Source organism: Apibacter adventoris, assembly GCF_002964975.1.
GTDB classification, from domain to species: domain Bacteria; phylum Bacteroidota; class Bacteroidia; order Flavobacteriales; family Weeksellaceae; genus Apibacter; species Apibacter adventoris.
Window position 1 is genome coordinate 47,429 of sequence record NZ_PSZM01000034.1, and the last position, 16,730, is coordinate 64,158.

The window sequence follows — 16,730 nt, forward strand, 5'->3', positions numbered from 1 at the left end:
ATTATTATTCTAGAAAAAGTTTAGCTCTGGGAATAAAATCTTCAGTTGAATTATTTGTATCTTGTAAAATATCTATTCCATTAGCATTTTTTTCTTTAAATTTTCTTTTTATACATGTATCAAATCTTGTAATATCTTTATCATTTAAAGAGCAATAGGTCCAACCTCTGTCTATAGAGGGAGAAATAACCAGCCAGTTATGTTTTCCCGGAGTACTTACATTTGCCGCATCTGCAATCCATTCATTAGGTATTTTATATACTGACCTTTTAAATATATTCCCTGCTTCATTTAAATAAGAATAATCATATTTGTATTGATTCAGATATTCATTTAGGGAAATGTTTTCTCCCAACCTGGCTATGGCATAGGTTTCTGCCCCTCTATTATGCAAATAAACTGTATTAAGTTTCATGGTGGTGAAAATAACTTTTGCATTGGGAACTTCCGGATTATCTACTTCTCCTAATTTTGGATTATCTGTATTAGGAAACTCAAAAAGATATTGAGTACCTGCTTTTCCAATAACAGCAGCAGGAGTGAGATTATAGGCATTAGGATTTGTAGTTTTATGATTTATGGCATTGTCACAAACAACTATGGATTTTCCTGGTTCTACCGGATAGTCTTTTCCTTTTCCGGGTAGCATTAGTATGGCTGAAACAGGAAAGGAACTGCTAAAAATATTGGGGGTTACATCACGTTTAGTCCAGGGGTTAAATTCTGATAGGCAAATTAATAAACCATCAGCATATAAGGTTCGGTTACTGTTATTATAGATTTTAAAATATTTTCCTGAGTCGTATTTTTTACCGGTAGGGTATATTGTTCCTGTAAAAAAAACTTCCTGAATAACAAAATCTCCATCTTTGTTGATATTTTTAAGATAAAGAGGTATAGTCAGGTTATTGTTTGTAGTGTTTATTTGGATGTTTTCTATTAGACCATAAACATTTAAAGTGTCATTTTCAACTACAACATATCCTTCTATATTTATTTGATAATTTCCGGAAACAATCTTTTTAGTTAGGCTTTTTTCAGTTTCATTTTCAAATTTGTATTCAGTTCCCGAGTTTTTCTCTTTTAATAAGAGGGTAAAGTTTCCTTTAGCATCATCTTTTATACCTTCAGGATATAAAAGATGGGTTGTAAAATTGTTTTGTTCTGTTTCTGTATAACTGTCATCATTGGAACAGTTGTATAACAAGAAAAGCATGCTTAAGAATAAAGCAAATATTTCTTTTCCATATTTGAATTTTTTCATATTTTATTATAGTTTAAAATTAATTTCCATTCCAAAATAAGGAGAATAGGAAGATCTTCTTTGTACAATTCCGTATATTTCATATTTTTTATTATAGTTATATAGTTTATTAACAAACATGGAAACGGTTATTTTTTCATGATACATTTTTTTTGAAAATTTTAGGTTTATATTAAGTGAAAGAGGTACTCTGCGAGAATCTAAATTATTGTTATCTCTGTATAACCATTTCAGATAGGTGTCATTTTTGTCAGCTTCCGTATAAGGATGTAAAACCTCATCATATCCCATATAATACAGTGGAGATCGATCTTTTTTCATGTATTCAGTTAAATTATACCATGAACATTGTACAGATGCTAAAAAGTTCATTTTTAATATAGGAATGTAAGTGTCTGCCATAAAACTAGTGGAAAAAGTTTCCAACTCATATCCGTCATCATCTTTGTATAGGCCTACGAAAGGAATTTTTTCATTATTCAATATAACATCTGAAGATTTATACATGGGAACACTATTACGGTAAATAGTGTTAAACCAAGCACCACTAAAGGTGAAACGTGTATTGATTATAGAAAATCTTTTAGAAGAATATTGGAATTCTACTCCTTTTTTATCAGTGGTACTTCCATTTTCTGTTTTCGTATAAGTAGCAAAATCATTTTTTATTTCATAAGATAGATTAGTAAGATCAGGAGGAGCAGTAATATTTATATGGTCAATATTATCAGTAATATATTTCTTATAAATAAAATGTTTATAATAAGTCATGGATCGGAAACCGGAAGTCATTTTTTCACGGAATATTGTTACTGATAAGTTGTTGTTATCATAACTAAAATCAAATCTTATTTCTTTTTTATTATTATTAGCTACCGTTAAGTCTTTGTTTTCTTTATTAATAATATAAGTTTGAAAGTTTAATTTTCTATACTCCGGATTGTTATGAAAATAATTTAATTGTGTATAGTTTATGTAATGAAGATCTGGATATAATAACTCTAGAGTAGGCACTTTTTTGTGTTCTCCATATCCTAATGTTATATCCATAGTAAAGGCTTTATTATGAATAAACATTTGAGGCATAGACCATTGGAAATTAGCTCTGGGTTCCCAAAAAAAGCTTTTGGCTAGTTTATAAGAATGATCCATATTAGTCATTTTAAAAGATCGTAATCCTAAACTCAAAATAAAATGATTTTTATTAATATTGAAGCCTATTTTATCTTCTGCATATAAGGATAGTTTAGACATAGACGGAATATCTTTATATCTTCTTGGGAAAGAACCCATATTTAGATTAGGGGGTTGTAAACGATTATAGATTTGACCTTTACCGTTATTTTTAGAATAGGTCCAATCACTTCCAATTAATATGCTATGTTTAAAACCTAAAGTTTTGGCATACATATTTGATATTAGTTTAAGAAATACATCTAAGGGTTTTCCTTCTACATATAGATTAGATGCATAGTTCTTATCTAGATAAATTCCGTCAAAGGCACCTTCGTCCATAGATATGGGTAGGGGAGCCACAGCTGGTAGCTGTATAAACTTTATTTGCTCAATTTTGTCAACTTCTTCTCTAATAGAGGTACTTAACTGAATATCTTTAATCCATTTTTTTTTCAATAAGAGTTCAAAATTATTAGATATTCCATATTTATAATAAGTGGATTTGTATCGATCTATTTTATCATAACCGGTATCAGGATCAAATTTTTCGTCATCTATAGAGCCAGTAAAGTCTAAATTAAGATCCCATACTAGTTGAGAAGAAGTTAATGAGAATATTTTTTGGCTTCGGAGTGAGGCTGTATATCTTTTATAAGTATCATAGGTATTTCTAGGCTCTGATTTAGCATCAAGTACATCCATACTTGCATTTATGTTCCATTGATATTTAGGAATTTCAAATCCCTTCGCTATATAATATAGTTTACTATAACCATCAGCCTTAAATCTTCCTTCCCACTTATTTCCTCCTTTTTTTCTTGTTATATTCACAACACCTGAGGTTAAATCTCCATATTCTACAGAAGGAATTCCACGTATAATTTCAACTTTTTCTATGTCATCTGTAGAAATCGTTCTCATATCGATTCCGATAGAAGTAGTTTTTTTTCTTTGATTGGAAAATTTCTGTCCGTTTGTAATGGCTTGGTTCAAAGGATCGGGAGAATATTGAAGGTCAGCATTTGTATTGATAGGAATGCCATCAATCATAAAAAGCGTACCCAAAGAATTTGTATTATATCCGGAAACAGATCCTGCTTGTCTGAGTTGAATAGGATTTACAGAAGTAAATACAGGATCCATTGCTAATCCTCCGGGCAATAATTCCAATACATCCGTAAAACTGGAAGGTTGCAAAAGTTCTAAAGCTTTTTTGTCTATAATTGATTTTGTAGTGATACCTTTTGACTCTTTTGCTGTTACGATAATAGTTTCTAATTCATTTTCTTTTGTTTTTAATTTTATTTCTTGAGTTAAATTTCCGTTTAGTTGAATCTCTGAGCTGTAGGGAGCATATCTGGAATGAGATATGAATAATGTATATTTACCTTTAATAATTTGAATGTCAGCTTTTCCTTTTTCATCGGTATAAAAGGTTATAGTTTTATTTTCTTTACCTTGGATAATAATTTTAGCATTATTGATCAAATTGTTTTCTTCATCTTTTATTATTAGTTTTAATTCTATTTTAATTTCCTGACAGAAAATAAATCCAGGAAAAAAAATTAGTAAAAAAATATATTTCAAACAACTCATTACTTTTAATTAGTCTAAATAAGTATTAGCAAATATATAAATTTTGTATTCTAAAATGAGGTATTATTAAAAAAAAATCAAAAAAAATGAATAAATTATGAATAATTGAAATTCCTTTTCTAAAGAACATATATATAATATAAAATATAATTATTATAATAATATTTATTTGTATTTCTTTTTATTAAAATACTATACATTACTATTAGTACTTTATAATTTAATTTTTATTATTTGAGATAAATTTTATGAAATTATTCTGTTCTATTTTTTGATATTTTAGAGTAATTTTGCACTCATTTTAATTATAATAAATAGGAGTGGATAAAAAATATTTAGGTTCCTTTTTCATAATCCTAGCTTCTGTAATGCTTGGTATAGATGGAGGAATATTAATTGGTTTGTATTACAAAATATTTCATTTTTATAATGTTAAATTTATTGTATTCGTAGCTCATCTTATACCTACCTTATTTCTGTCCGTTTTTTGTTTTAGAAAATATAAAATGTTAAAAATATTTTCTTGGAATGATTATGTATATTTATTTTTGATTGCTTTATTCGGAGGAACTATAGGCACTTTATCAATAGTAAAAGCATTACAACTTAGTGGCTTTAGTAAAGTGAGTATAGTTATATTATTGCAGAAATTGCAGCCTGTTTTTGCTATAGCTATGTCTATTATAATATTAAAAGAAAAGCCCAATCTCAAATTTTTTATAGTTGCTTTGGTGGCTTTGGTAGCCAGTTACCTATTAGCTTTTGGATTTCAAAGTCCCATGATGCTGGAAAGTAATAATATCCAAGCTATTTGTTATTCATTACTTGCTGCATTTTCTTATGGAAGTTCTTTGGTATTTGGTAAAAAAATTTTACATAAATACGATTTTTTTACTAGTACTTTTTATCGTTTTTTCTTTACAACAATCATTGTAGGGGTTTTAGTAATTTTATCCGGTAATTTAATTAGTGATATCAATTATTTTTTGGATAATCGATCTTTATTATTATTTGCTGTTTTTTGTTCGTTTTGGGGATTGACAGAAGTTTTTGTTTATTATGTCGGTTTAAAAAATACCCCTGCATTATTAACCTCTATATTTGAACTGACTTATCCTTTTACGGTTGTTCTAATAGATACCTTTGTTAATAAGTATTATCTATCATCTTTACAGATTTTTGCAGTTGTTTTGCTCTTAGGATCTATTATTTATCTTAATCTGAATAATAGAAAAATTATCCGGAATAAATAAAGGTAAAAAATTTTTATATGTTTTTTGTTATTGCTTGAACAATCCTAAATCGGTTGAAAAAACTTTTTAGAATAACTCTGAGTACTGTATATCCCGGAATGGCAAAAATCACTCCAATAGCACCAAATAAAACCCCGAATATTAACATAACTAAAAATATTTCTAATGGATGTGATTTTACACTCTTTGCATAAATGAGTGGTTGAAAAACAGCATTATCAATTAATTGAGCTATTAAATATAAAATACTGATCCATATAATATTAGGAAATATTTGAGAATTAAGATCCATACCTAAAGTAAACATACTGCTCATACTTAATATGTTTATAATAAAAAAACCTACTAAAGGACCTAAATAAGGAATTAGATTAAAAAATGCACAAAATATAGCTATAATAATCATATTTTCTATGCGGAAACTTCCTAATATTATTAAGTATAAAATAAACATGGCAAAAATTTGTAAACAAATACCCAAAAAATATCGGGTAAGTAAATTTTTTATATTAGAAAGGGCTAAAATTACTTTTTTTATATCTTTAGTCGGAGCGGCACCAACAATGATTTTGTTGAATAAATCTTTTTCTCTAAGAAAGAAAAATGTTATGAAAACTATAGAAAATATAGAAATACCTATTTTGGATAATATGGAAAAACCAATTTGAATTGTGTCCTGATGAATTTTGAATTTATATTTCGGAGTTAGCAATTTAGCATAATTTCCATCAAATAAATAGATATGTTTGTTTTTTAATGACTCATCAATAATTTTAATTTGTTCAGTGATAGATGCCTGCAGTTTATTAGTATCAAGTAAAGATAGATTACCTGCTTGCTCAATAGCTAAAGGGATAATTAAAGAAAGAAAAGCAAAAAATATGCTGAACATTAATAATATAGTAATAAAAGCAGAAATAGTTTTAGAAATTCTAATTTTTCCATTTAAAAAATTCATAATAGGTCTGCCCATAAGAGAAAGAGCAAAGGCAATAAATAAATAACCTAGAATAAAACGTATTTTCCATAAAAGAAAAACCAACAAGACCGTCAAAGCTATAACAGTTACAGCACTAATAATACCCTTACTTAATTCTTTGTAATTCATTATATTTGAATAAAACTTTTTAAGTTTTCACTAGTAATTTTTAAGTTTTGTTTTTATTTTATTAAAAGTAGTTTAATCATTTTTTAATAATTCCATTAAGTCTAATATAATTATAGATTTGTTTTATGTTATTTTATGATTTAAACTTGATGATTTATTTTTTTGACTTTTAATCTACTTTTGTTTTTTATCTTTTCTTTCTGGGAAAAATCAGAAAAGGTTCGATTTATAATACATACCTAAACTTATTTTTTAGGTTTGGTTTTTGGGGTTATGGTATCCTCATAGTTAATAATAATAAAAATATTTTCATTATTTTTTTTAAAAAAATAATTTTCACGGGCATATTTTTCTCGCGCTTCTTTATTGTATTTTAGATTTTTGTATTGTATATTTTCAGAGTCTAATTTATTTTTATAATATTCTTTCTCATGTTCCAATTTTGATATTTCACTATTTAATTCTTTATGCGTAAGGTAAGAGTTAGTATCAAAAAATAACATCCAGATAATAAAGATCACGGAAAGAATAAAATACATACTGGAATACCAGTTTTTACCCAGTATTGTAATTTTTTTCGTAGATTTATTAATCTGTGACATCGTGGGTTAATGATTAATTATGAGTTACTTTTAAAGTATTTTTAATTACAGAACTTAAAACATCAATAGCTACAGTATTTTTTTTCATTGTTGGAATTATAATATCAGCAAAGGCCATAGAAGGTTGTATAAATTCTTCATGCATAGGTTTTAACGTAGTTTGATATCGTTCAATTACTTCTTCTAAATCTCTACCTCTTTCCTGAATATCTCTTCGTATTCTTCGGATGAGTCTTTCATCAGAATCAGCATTAACAAAAACTTTTACATCAAATTCTTTTCTCAGTTCAGTATCAGCCAAAACTAAAATACCTTCAACGATTAAAATTTCCTTAGGTTGAATCATCGTTACATCTTCTGTTCTGGAATGTGTAATAAAAGAATAAAGAGGTTCATTTATCGGTAGTCCTGATTTTAATTGTTGTACGTGTTTAAGTAATAAGTCAAAATCAATAGATCTTGGGTGATCATAATTAAGTTTGACTCTTTCATCGAAAGATAAATTAGGATTATAATGATAATAATTATCCTGTGTTAAGACATTGACTTGATTTGAGTCTAGTTGTTTTAAAATATTATTTACTACTGTTGTCTTTCCGGATCCTGTTCCCCCTGCAATACCTATAGTTAACATTAAAAAATATATTTTATGATAAATTTACAATTATAAATGGAATATTAAAAAATAATGTTACAGTTCTTTCAATTTTCCTTTAAAATCATTTAAAGATTTATAATTTTTGGCTTTCATGATTGTTTTTAGTTCAGTTAAAAGTCTTGAAAATACAGAAATGTCTTCTTTCATGAGCTGTGTTCCAATTTGTACCATAGAAGCCCCACATAAGAGGTGTTCAAAAACATCTTTACCTGTTTCAACCCCCCCACATCCAATAATAGAAATATCATTTCGTAATAATTTATAGAACATTCTAACATTGGCTAAAGCAGTAGGTTTTATATATGCGCCTCCAATTCCCCCAAAACCATTTTTTGGTTTAATCACTACAGATTCATCTTCAATATATAATGCATTTCCAATACTGTTAATACAAGTTACAAATTGTAGTGGATATTGATTGAGTATATCAGCTACTATTTCAAAATGGGCAATATCAAAATAAGGAGGAAGTTTTACACCTAAAGGTTTAGAATAAAATGAAAATATTTTATCTAAAACTTCTTCTGTTCGTTCAAAATCATAACCCGTTTGAGGTTTTCCCTGAATATTGGGACAAGATAAATTTAGCTCAACCCAACCCTGAAAATCAGAACTGTTAATCTTATTAAGCATTTCCATATTCTCTTCCAAAGATAATCCTGCAATAGAGAAAAATAAATGGTCATTTCCCAATTTATGTTCATCTAAGACATAGTCTAAGTAAAATTGAAACCCTAAATTAGGTAACCCCATAGAGTTAATGCTACCTAGTTTTAAATCTACATAACGAGGAGAGGGGTTACCCTCTCTAGAAGAGATTGTACAACTTTTTGTTATCCAGGTTCCGGATTCTGAATTTTTAAGTTTTGAAAGATCCTCAAAAGTCATACACTTAGCACCGGAAGCATTCATTAAACAATTGTCAAAAATTTTATTAGATATTTTAGTCTCTACGGATATCATGGATTAAATTTTTACAAATATCTAAAATTTTAAATTATAAAATTAAGTTACCAGGAGTTAAATTATTAATTTTTGTATAAAATAAAATAAATGAAAAAGTTATATTTGCCAAAAATTAAATTATATGGAAAATCAAAATTTTGAGCAACCATCTCAATCGTCAGAAGATCATTTTACAGTAACGCCATCTATGCCAAGTAATAATCTTCCATTAGCGATAATTTCAACAATTTTGGGTTGTTGTTCTCCTTGTTGGATTGGTTTAATATTAGGGATTATTGCTATTGTATATTCCTCTCAGGTAAGAACAAAATACAATGCTCAAGATTATGATGGAGCTTTGCAGGCTGCAAAAAATGTAAAAATTTTTTCCTTTATATCCTTAGGTTTAGTGGTTGTATATATAATAATTCAGCTAGTTATCTTATCTATTTACGGAATAGGGTACTATAAAAATTATTTTAAACAATTTAGATAATTAATTTTTAAAAGTTTAATCAAAAATGTATAAAAGTTGGGAGTATATTTATAATATATCCCAGCTTTTATTTATTAAAGTAAAAAAAGAAATATGAAAAGGATATGGGTATGGAGCTTTCTAATTATGGTAAGTTCTATTGTTCTAATCTTTTATTATTCTACTGATCCAGTACATACACATTCGGGTGTTCCCTGTACATTTAAAATTGTTACAGGTTATAACTGTTCAGGGTGTGGGGGACAAAGAGCTTTACACCTTCTATTACATGGAGAATTTTTACAGGCATTACGATATAATTTTTTAATTATTTTCTTTCCTTTTTTTATATATCTTCTTTATGTAGTAATAAAAGTATATATTTTAAAAGAAAATAATCATATACCTAAATTTATGTTTTCAAATGATTTAGGGACTATGGTTTTAGTTATAGTTATATTATTTACAATTTTAAGAAATATTCCTTATAAACCATTTATTTATTTAGCCCCACCTCCATAATTTTTATAATTTATTTTATTTATAAAATATATCTTTTAATTCTAATAAATGTTTTTCATAATTAGGTAATACATTTATAGAAGAAAGTATAATATAAGTGAAAAATAAAACAAAACTTATCAATATACCATTAATAGCCCATTCTTTAGCTTTATCACTTAATTCTAAGGCTTTTTCATATTTATTTTTTTTCCAATAAATTTTGGACTTGGCATATAAAATAATAGATAAGATTCCTATTGGAAGACATAATAAGCAACACAAAATGATTTTTAGATATGGAATTCTTTTCAATTGAAAATTATCAGAATTAAAAGAACTATGATTCATAATCATGAAATTTATGTAAAGATACTAATTAAAGTAAAATATCTCTTATCTTTTTAACTTTTGTAAAGTAAACCATATAGAAAAATAGAATTTAATTGATTATCAATCAATAAGAAAGAGTAAAAAAAGAAACATAAACGATTTAAAAATAACCATAAAACCTTGTTACGCTTTAATTTTCATAGATTCAAATAGTTCTTATGACAAATATATGCAATAAATTTTGTAACTATCTTTCTTCAATTTTTGGAGTTAGATAAATCACCTAACTGTAGTTATTTTTGTTTGAGAAATCCATAATTTGCCAATATTCTTTTCATTCATCAAACCTTCTAAAAATATCATATCCTAATTGCACATCAGTTAAATTATAAATCACATGCTTATTAAAATAAATATTTAGAGTTCAGAGTTTGTAAAATAACCTCGGCTTTATTTATCAATTCATTTATCTCATCAGAACGAACATTCACTTCTCCGGAATTTATTCTGACTCTTTTATGATAAGATACCTACATTATAATTCAAAAAATCCGATATATTCGGCAATTGTTTGATGAAAGCAGGAATAAATGCTTTTCAGCAAACCGAATGGAGTGGTAAAGTGCTTGAACTGACAATCAAATAAAGCATAGGTACTTAGGCATATAAGATAAGATTGCATCAAATATGAAGCCTTTTTGTATAAGAACTTTTCAGCAAATAAAATTGAGCTGTAAGACAAAATTACTTTATGGTTTTTGCATTTTCTTTGCATTATAGAGAGATGTATAAATAAAATTAGAGAATATGAGACCGAGGATTATTTGCCACATGATGACGGCGGTGGACGGAAAGATCACAGGTTCGTTTATGGAAACAGATGCCGTAGACGGCGTAAATATGGAATACGAACGTACCAACAATTTCTACAATCCGCAAGCATGGCTCTGCGGACGGGTTACTACCGATGAGAATTTTACTTTTTATCATAAACCGGATCTGGACCGAAATGCTTCGGTCGTTCCCGAAGGAGACTTTGTAGCCGTAAAAGACGCTCCGATGTATTATGTGTTGGTGGATGCTTCGGGAAGAATCGGATGGGAGTCCAGCGATCTCAAATACGAAGGCCGCCCAACCGCTCACGTCATCGAAGTGCTGACTGTAAAAGCATCGAATGCCTATAAGGATTTTCTTCGGCGGTTGAATATATCCTATATCATTGCCGGAGATCAAAACCTCGATTGTGCGCTTGCTTCCGAAAAGCTACATGAACTTTTCGGCATCGAAACCCTGATGTTATCCGGGGGTGGCAATATAAACGGTTCATTTCTGAATGAAGGCCTGATTGACGAATTAAGCCTTGTTATCGCTCCGGTCACGGACGGTTCTCCGGATACAGTTACCCTTTTCGGACGTGCCGGCTGCCTGCCCGAAAAACCACCTGTGGAGTTCTCGTTGCTGGCGGTTGAGCAACTGTCCGGCGATGGTGTTTGGTTAAGATATAGCATAAAAAAATAAAGGGATGAAGAAATTATCCGTTATGGCGGTTTTACTGCTCCTTTTTTGGGGTCAGTCCTGCGATCGGCAACAGAAAAATAACAATCAAAATTCAAATGATATGAATACAACAGAACATTACACATTCGGATTAAGCGACCGTGTAACCCGTCAAAAAGTACACTTCAAAAACCGCTTCGGAATCGGATTGACAGGAGACCTCTACATACCGAAAAATCAGAGCGGTAAATCGGCTGCGATAGCCATTAGCGGACCTTTTGGGGCGGTCAAGGAACAAGCTTCGGGATTCTACGCCAACCAACTCGCCGTACGTGGATTTGTCGTATTGGCCTTCGATCCTTCGTATACAGGCGAGAGCGGCGGCGAACCCCGTTATGTGGCTTCGCCTGATATCAATACCGAGGATTTCAGTGCAGCCGTCGATTTTCTTTCCACCTTTGATGGCATTGATCCCGGACGCATCGGAATACTCGGCATCTGCGGATGGGGCGGGCTCGCGCTCAATGCCGCCGCCATCGATACCCGTATTAAGGCTACGGTAGCTTCTACAATGTACAATATGAGCAGGGTAAATGCCAACGGTTATTTTGACGCGATGGATGCCGATGCGCGTTATGAACTTCACGAAAAACTCAATGCCCAGCGTACCGTGGATTTCAAAAACGGTACTTATGCCCTTGCGGGGGGCGTGGTGGATCCGCTGCCCGATGATGCGCCGCAGTTCGTGAAAGACTATTATGCCTATTACAAAACACCACGCGGTTACCACGAACGGTCTCTGAATTCCAATAATGGCTGGAACGTGACCTCTTCCCTCTCGTTCATCAATACGCCACAGCTCGCGTATATCGGAGAGATACGTAACCCGGTATTGATTATCCACGGAGAGAAAGCCCATTCGCGTTATTTCGGCGAAGATGCTTACAAGAAACTTACGGGTGATAATAAAGAACTGATGATAATCTCCGGAGCGAACCATACAGACCTGTATGACCGTCTGGATATGATTCCGTTTGACAAGCTGGCATCATTTTTTAATGAAAACCTGAAATAATGGATATAATAGAAAGATTACATCAGGGCGAGATGATCCGGCTGGACGACCCCGATTATCACAAAGTGCAGGAACAGATAGATTGGGTGTTTGCAAAAACAATAGAACTCAATAAGCTGCCCTTCGGACACGCTCTGATTAGGGAGAAAATCAATGAACTGCTCGGCATCAGAATAGATGAAACAACCACAGTCTGCATTCCCTTTTATACCGATTGGGGAAAGAATACCACCATCGGCAAAGAGGTCTTTATCAATATGGGCTGCACCTTTATGGATCGCGGAGGCATTACGGTTGAAGACAGGGTACTTATCGGCCCCAAAGCCAATATCATTACAGAAAACCACCCCGAAGACCCTGAACTGCGGCGGTATGTCTATAGTAAACCGGTACATATCAAAAAAGGGGCATGGATAGGAGCTTCGGCCACTGTTCTGCCGGGTGTCACCGTGGGCGAGAACGCTATTGTAGCGGCAGGTGCGGTAGTAACAAAAGATGTCCCGGATAACACTATAGTCGGAGGTGTTCCTGCAAAAATAATACGAAAAATCAAAACAAAATAAGCCATGAAGAAGTTCTTATACTATGCTTACAATACCTGTCCGTTTTATCCGGTTGGGTAAGACCGGTGACATCCCGCGCGAAGAATCGTTGTCAGCACCTGGGAATGGTGATGTAACAGTATTCATTTCAATAAGCTAAATCTGAAAATTTGATGGAAAAGATAAATGTAAAGAAAGCGCTACTTTTAGTAATAATTATTTCAATAACTAATATACAATATAATATGGCACAAGAAAAGATTACACAAACTGCCGGTCGCATGCAATTAGGAGAGTTTGCTCCTAAATTTGCTGAGTTGAATGATGAGGTTCTCTTCGGAGAAATATGGAACCGTCCGGGTCTTAGTCCGCGTGACCGTAGCATGATTACCGTCGCAACCCTCATAGGCAAGGGCATTATAGATTCGTCACTAAGCCATCATTTGCAATTTGCAAAAGAAAACGGGGTAACGCGTACCGAGATTTCCGAAATGCTCACTCACATTGCTTTTTATGCCGGATGGCCTAATGCATGGGGAGCGTTTCGCATGGCTAAAGATGTATGGGCAAAAGATAGTACAGCAGACGACAATGGCAAGGCAGCATTTCAGCTAGAGATGATTTTCCCGATAGGAGAGCCCAATAAGGCTTATGCCAAATACTTTATCGGCAACAGTTATCTGGCTCCTATTTCTAAGGAGCAAATTCCTTTTTTTAATGTAACATTCGAACCCCAGTGTCGGAATAACTGGCATATTCATCATGCAACTAAAGGTGGCGGGCAGATGCTTGTATGTGTAGCAGGGCGTGGCTGGTATCAGGAAGACGGTAAGGATGCTGTGCAGATGCTTCCCGGCGATGTGATACACATTCCCGCTAACGTCAAACATTGGCATGGAGCTGCTGCCGACAGCTGGTTTGCACACCTTGCTTTTGAAATTCCCGGAGAGAATGCCTCGAACGAATGGCTCGAACCTGTAAGCGATGTAGAATATGACAAACTTGGAAAATAAAAAAGAATAAAATGATGAAAACGTTAGTAAGTTATTTTTCCGCGACAGGTATAACAAAGGCTCTAGCAGATTATGGATGCCGATATATATGAGATAAAGTCCGAAACTCCAATATCGGATTTCCGGTTTGGTGGTATATTGCTCCGATTATCATCAATACTTTTATGGAGAGCTACGATTTTTTGGCAAAACAGTAATTCTTTTCGTCACTTCCGGCAGAAGTAGTTTTAGCAAAGCAGTCGAAAATTTGAGAAGATGCTGTTCACTAATGACAGTTATCAAAGAAGGCAAGGGTATTTTGTATACGTTCATTCGAAGCTGAAATAAGAATGAGGACAAAGAGTCTGAAGTATTTTGTTGAAATACAGCAACAGTCCCAATACTTTAGGCTTCAATTCTTTGAAAAATTCTATTTTGGTCTGTAGTGTTATCGATTTCAAAACGAGAAAATAATCACGTAGTTCAGATAGGCAATATTTGAGGAATTTAACCATTCTGACAGCCTTTTCACGAGATAAATAGCCCTTACAAATCAATCATTTGTGATTCAATATTTATCCTATCCATTATTTCGTTGAAAACTGCGTTCATATCACAAAGAATATTTAGCTTCTGAATATGTATTTTATAGTTCTTGAAATAAAGATAATAAGCCAATCCCTTCTATATCTGGTTTTAATGATAAGAAGTATGCTTGTTGCTCACTTCTTTTTATAAAAGCAGCTCTTAAGCCTGCACATAATGCACCATATACATCCCAATTATGGGAGGCAACTAACATACATTCTTTTATAGGAGTATTTAAAAGGTATGCAGCTTTAAGATAAACATCCCGATGCGGTTTATAACTTTGGAAGATTTCTGTACTAATTTGTTTGTCAAATAAATAATCAATTTTGGCATTTGTTAGTTGTCTTTTTAGTAAATCTTCTGACGAATTAGATAGAGCCACAATCAAGTATCCTTTTTCTTTGAGTATTTCGAGAGCTTTTAAAACGTCCGGAAATGCCGGTAATGAAGATAGAATATTCAGCAGTTGAGTTGAGGTATCTGCGGTAAAATCAGTCCTCTTTAAGTTAAACACTACCTTCAAAGCATCTATTGCAATAAGTCCGAAGTTTTTGTAAGTATCGGTAACCGTTGAGACTAATGAGTAATGCAATAGTTTTGAGAACCATAAGTCGTAAGCATTTTCACCGAATTTATAAGAAAGAAACGATCTTAAAGGGTCGGTGTTTAAAATAGTTTCATTGATATCAAAAAATAAAACTTTTGGCTTTAAAATAAGTTGATTTGTTTTCATAATATTTATATTTCAAAACATACTAATATGTATGTTTTTAATTAAAAAAAATTACAAGCTCATTATATATTTTATAATAATCTCAATAAATTCATTAAGTTTGGTATCATTTTCATCAATTTTTCTGATTGTTCTTATACCTTCATATGCACTAATCAAAAATAAAGCAGTAGCACTAACATTCGTATCAAAGTTAATCTTCTGTTCTTTTTTAGCTCTGATAAGAATATCTTTGATAGCTTTTTCCCACTCATTTATAGTGTTCATTAAAGCAGAGTTGTATTGTTTGTAGCTGTTTAATTCTGTAATAAATTTGTTTAAAGGACAACCTAATTCTTTTTCGTTTTTTGTAAAAGATTTAAGGCGTTTAGAAAAGGTATCACATAATAGTAAGACTGGATCACCTTCTCGATACAGAGGCGAAATCATTGTATCATAAATCCTGCTATGTACTTTAGTCTTAATAACAGCCAAAATAAGTTCTTTTTTATCCTTGAAATGATGGTAGAAAGCACCCCGAGATAAATTTACTTTAGTAGTGATATTATCAATACTTGTCTTTTGTAATCCATTTGTATAAAATAGAATATATGCGGCATCAATAAGTAATTGACGTGTAGATTCTGATTTTTCTTGCTGCTTCATATTTCAAATATAACAAAAAATATACATATGTGTATGTTTTTTTGGGATATTTTGTTTACATTTTCCAAGAAGTTATTTGAATAATGGGAAACCTAAGCAAAATAAAGTGCTTTGCTCGTTTCCCAACCATTACCTATTAAAGATTACTCGCTATTAATTGTCTGTTTTGCTGTTAGATATATTAAAATGTCACAATAGTTGAGAATGCATGCTGACTTATATAGATTCCGAGTTTCTTGTTAATGACGCAGCGTGTATCGATGACATTCAGTCCCGAATGTATGGTCATCTTGCAAGGGATATATCTAACACTTTAATGTCAGACTATTTTTCGCAATATTTTTCTATAATTACTAATTGGGATATACAACAACTGCACATGGTATTCTATTCCTGTTTTCTGACGTTTAGAAATGATCTATTGGCTACTTTCTTCCATCTAATGGATATTATTAATGTTAGGTTCTTCATATCGATATACGAAAGGCCTGTAAATACAGAAATCACAAAATATCCTTACTTTTTTTGCTGTCAGACTTTTGATCGTAAGCCATAAATCTCTCCAATTCTTCTTTGCTCAGTGTCTTATGTATGGGGTCTTTCATTAATGTGGCAAAGTTTGAGAACGGATTGAGAAATAGGATTTTCTGATTTACCGCATTACGGACTATTTTTTTGAAATAAATCAGACAAATGTAGCTTGTTCCGACGCTGAATTTACGGTTCGTTAGTAAATACCTGTAA

16 protein-coding genes and 1 pseudogene are annotated in these 16,730 nt (G+C 31.5%); 8 read left to right on the top strand and 9 right to left on the bottom strand.

Annotated elements, in window-relative coordinates; translation table 11 throughout:
• Positions 1-4 precede the first annotated feature (4 nt).
• The gene (locus C4S77_RS04710; RefSeq protein WP_105246442.1) at positions 5-1,264 is read right to left on the bottom strand and encodes a DUF4876 domain-containing protein; all 1,260 of its coding nucleotides are present in this window, start codon (positions 1,262-1,264) and stop codon (positions 5-7) included.
• Positions 1,265-1,270: 6 nt separating this feature from the next.
• The gene (locus C4S77_RS04715) at positions 1,271-4,027 is read right to left on the bottom strand and encodes a TonB-dependent receptor plug domain-containing protein (protein ID WP_181042818.1); all 2,757 of its coding nucleotides are present in this window, start codon (positions 4,025-4,027) and stop codon (positions 1,271-1,273) included.
• 329 nt (positions 4,028-4,356) lie between these two features.
• On the opposite strand from C4S77_RS04715, the gene C4S77_RS04720 reads away from it, so the two are divergent.
• The gene (locus C4S77_RS04720; protein WP_105246445.1) at positions 4,357-5,289 is read left to right on the top strand and encodes a DMT family transporter; all 933 of its coding nucleotides are present in this window, start codon (positions 4,357-4,359) and stop codon (positions 5,287-5,289) included.
• A gap of 13 nt (positions 5,290-5,302) precedes the next feature.
• On the opposite strand, the gene C4S77_RS04725 is transcribed toward C4S77_RS04720, so the two are convergent.
• The 4 genes from C4S77_RS04725 to C4S77_RS04740 all read right to left on the bottom strand — a co-directional run bounded on the left by C4S77_RS04725 (position 5,303) and on the right by C4S77_RS04740 (position 8,620).
• Positions 5,303-6,397 carry an AI-2E family transporter gene (locus C4S77_RS04725; protein WP_105246447.1) on the bottom strand — a complete coding sequence of 365 codons (1,095 nt, stop codon included), beginning with the start codon at positions 6,395-6,397 and terminating at the stop codon, positions 5,303-5,305.
• A 245-nt stretch (positions 6,398-6,642) separates the two neighbouring features.
• A complete protein-coding gene (locus tag C4S77_RS04730; RefSeq protein WP_105246449.1) occupies positions 6,643-6,999 on the bottom strand; it encodes a septum formation initiator family protein in 357 nt (118 codons plus the stop codon).
• 13 nt (positions 7,000-7,012) lie between these two features.
• Positions 7,013-7,633 carry a uridine kinase gene (udk, locus tag C4S77_RS04735; RefSeq protein ID WP_105246451.1) on the bottom strand — a complete coding sequence of 207 codons (621 nt, stop codon included), beginning with the start codon at positions 7,631-7,633 and terminating at the stop codon, positions 7,013-7,015.
• 57 nt (positions 7,634-7,690) lie between these two features.
• Positions 7,691-8,620 (bottom strand): dihydroorotate oxidase, encoded by a 930-nt coding sequence (locus C4S77_RS04740; RefSeq protein WP_181042819.1) that lies wholly within the window; start codon positions 8,618-8,620, stop codon positions 7,691-7,693.
• A 124-nt stretch (positions 8,621-8,744) separates the two neighbouring features.
• On the opposite strand from C4S77_RS04740, the gene C4S77_RS04745 reads away from it, so the two are divergent.
• Both C4S77_RS04745 and C4S77_RS04750 read left to right on the top strand, forming a co-directional pair.
• Positions 8,745-9,098 (top strand): CD225/dispanin family protein, encoded by a 354-nt coding sequence (locus C4S77_RS04745; RefSeq protein WP_105246452.1) that lies wholly within the window; start codon positions 8,745-8,747, stop codon positions 9,096-9,098.
• Between the two features lie 93 nt (positions 9,099-9,191).
• Entirely contained in the window at positions 9,192-9,599 is a 408-nt protein-coding gene (locus C4S77_RS04750; protein ID WP_105246454.1) for a DUF2752 domain-containing protein, read from the top strand.
• Positions 9,600-9,614: 15 nt separating this feature from the next.
• Here the strand turns inward: C4S77_RS04750 and C4S77_RS04755 are convergent, their stop codons facing one another.
• A complete protein-coding gene (locus C4S77_RS04755) occupies positions 9,615-9,929 on the bottom strand; it encodes a CD225/dispanin family protein (RefSeq protein WP_181042820.1) in 315 nt (104 codons plus the stop codon).
• 789 nt (positions 9,930-10,718) lie between these two features.
• Here C4S77_RS04755 and C4S77_RS04760 point away from each other — a divergent pair.
• The 5 genes and pseudogenes from C4S77_RS04760 to C4S77_RS13530 all read left to right on the top strand — a co-directional run bounded on the left by C4S77_RS04760 (position 10,719) and on the right by C4S77_RS13530 (position 14,360).
• Positions 10,719-11,429 carry a dihydrofolate reductase family protein gene (locus C4S77_RS04760; RefSeq protein WP_105246458.1) on the top strand — a complete coding sequence of 237 codons (711 nt, stop codon included), beginning with the start codon at positions 10,719-10,721 and terminating at the stop codon, positions 11,427-11,429.
• Positions 11,430-11,433: 4 nt separating this feature from the next.
• The gene (locus C4S77_RS04765; protein ID WP_105246460.1) at positions 11,434-12,483 is read left to right on the top strand and encodes an alpha/beta hydrolase; all 1,050 of its coding nucleotides are present in this window, start codon (positions 11,434-11,436) and stop codon (positions 12,481-12,483) included.
• Positions 12,483-13,046, top strand: a complete 564-nt coding sequence (locus C4S77_RS04770) for a sugar O-acetyltransferase (protein WP_105246461.1) — start codon at positions 12,483-12,485, stop codon at positions 13,044-13,046. The genes C4S77_RS04765 and C4S77_RS04770 overlap by 1 nt, the downstream gene beginning before the upstream one ends.
• Positions 13,047-13,198: 152 nt before the next feature.
• Positions 13,199-14,038 (top strand): carboxymuconolactone decarboxylase family protein, encoded by an 840-nt coding sequence (locus C4S77_RS04775; protein ID WP_105246463.1) that lies wholly within the window; start codon positions 13,199-13,201, stop codon positions 14,036-14,038.
• Between the two features lie 113 nt (positions 14,039-14,151).
• Positions 14,152-14,360, top strand: a pseudogene (locus C4S77_RS13530) (flavodoxin).
• Between the two features lie 303 nt (positions 14,361-14,663).
• Here C4S77_RS13530 and C4S77_RS04785 read toward each other — a convergent pair.
• On the bottom strand, positions 14,664-15,341 hold the full coding sequence (locus tag C4S77_RS04785; RefSeq protein ID WP_105246465.1) for a haloacid dehalogenase type II: 678 nt from the start codon (positions 15,339-15,341) through the stop codon (positions 14,664-14,666).
• 51 nt (positions 15,342-15,392) lie between these two features.
• Positions 15,393-15,986 carry a TetR/AcrR family transcriptional regulator gene (locus tag C4S77_RS04790; protein WP_105246466.1) on the bottom strand — a complete coding sequence of 198 codons (594 nt, stop codon included), beginning with the start codon at positions 15,984-15,986 and terminating at the stop codon, positions 15,393-15,395.
• Positions 15,987-16,730: the final 744 nt, after the last annotated feature.

Coding starts and splice junctions, on each gene's coding strand:
- C4S77_RS04730 (WP_105246449.1), bottom strand. CDS start 6,999: ATGTCACAGATTAATAAATCTACGAAAAAAATTACAATACTGGGTAAA.
- C4S77_RS04745 (WP_105246452.1), top strand. CDS start 8,745: ATGGAAAATCAAAATTTTGAGCAACCATCTCAATCGTCAGAAGATCAT.
- C4S77_RS04750 (WP_105246454.1), top strand. CDS start 9,192: ATGAAAAGGATATGGGTATGGAGCTTTCTAATTATGGTAAGTTCTATT.
- C4S77_RS04760 (WP_105246458.1), top strand. CDS start 10,719: ATGAGACCGAGGATTATTTGCCACATGATGACGGCGGTGGACGGAAAG.
- C4S77_RS04725 (WP_105246447.1), bottom strand. CDS start 6,397: ATGAATTACAAAGAATTAAGTAAGGGTATTATTAGTGCTGTAACTGTT.
- C4S77_RS04775 (WP_105246463.1), top strand. CDS start 13,199: ATGGAAAAGATAAATGTAAAGAAAGCGCTACTTTTAGTAATAATTATT.
- C4S77_RS04785 (WP_105246465.1), bottom strand. CDS start 15,341: ATGAAAACAAATCAACTTATTTTAAAGCCAAAAGTTTTATTTTTTGAT.
- C4S77_RS04790 (WP_105246466.1), bottom strand. CDS start 15,986: ATGAAGCAGCAAGAAAAATCAGAATCTACACGTCAATTACTTATTGAT.
- C4S77_RS04710 (WP_105246442.1), bottom strand. CDS start 1,264: ATGAAAAAATTCAAATATGGAAAAGAAATATTTGCTTTATTCTTAAGC.
- C4S77_RS04765 (WP_105246460.1), top strand. CDS start 11,434: ATGAAGAAATTATCCGTTATGGCGGTTTTACTGCTCCTTTTTTGGGGT.
- C4S77_RS04755 (WP_181042820.1), bottom strand. CDS start 9,929: ATGAATCATAGTTCTTTTAATTCTGATAATTTTCAATTGAAAAGAATT.
- C4S77_RS04740 (WP_181042819.1), bottom strand. CDS start 8,620: ATGATATCCGTAGAGACTAAAATATCTAATAAAATTTTTGACAATTGT.
- udk (WP_105246451.1), bottom strand. CDS start 7,633: ATGTTAACTATAGGTATTGCAGGGGGAACAGGATCCGGAAAGACAACA.
- C4S77_RS04770 (WP_105246461.1), top strand. CDS start 12,483: ATGGATATAATAGAAAGATTACATCAGGGCGAGATGATCCGGCTGGAC.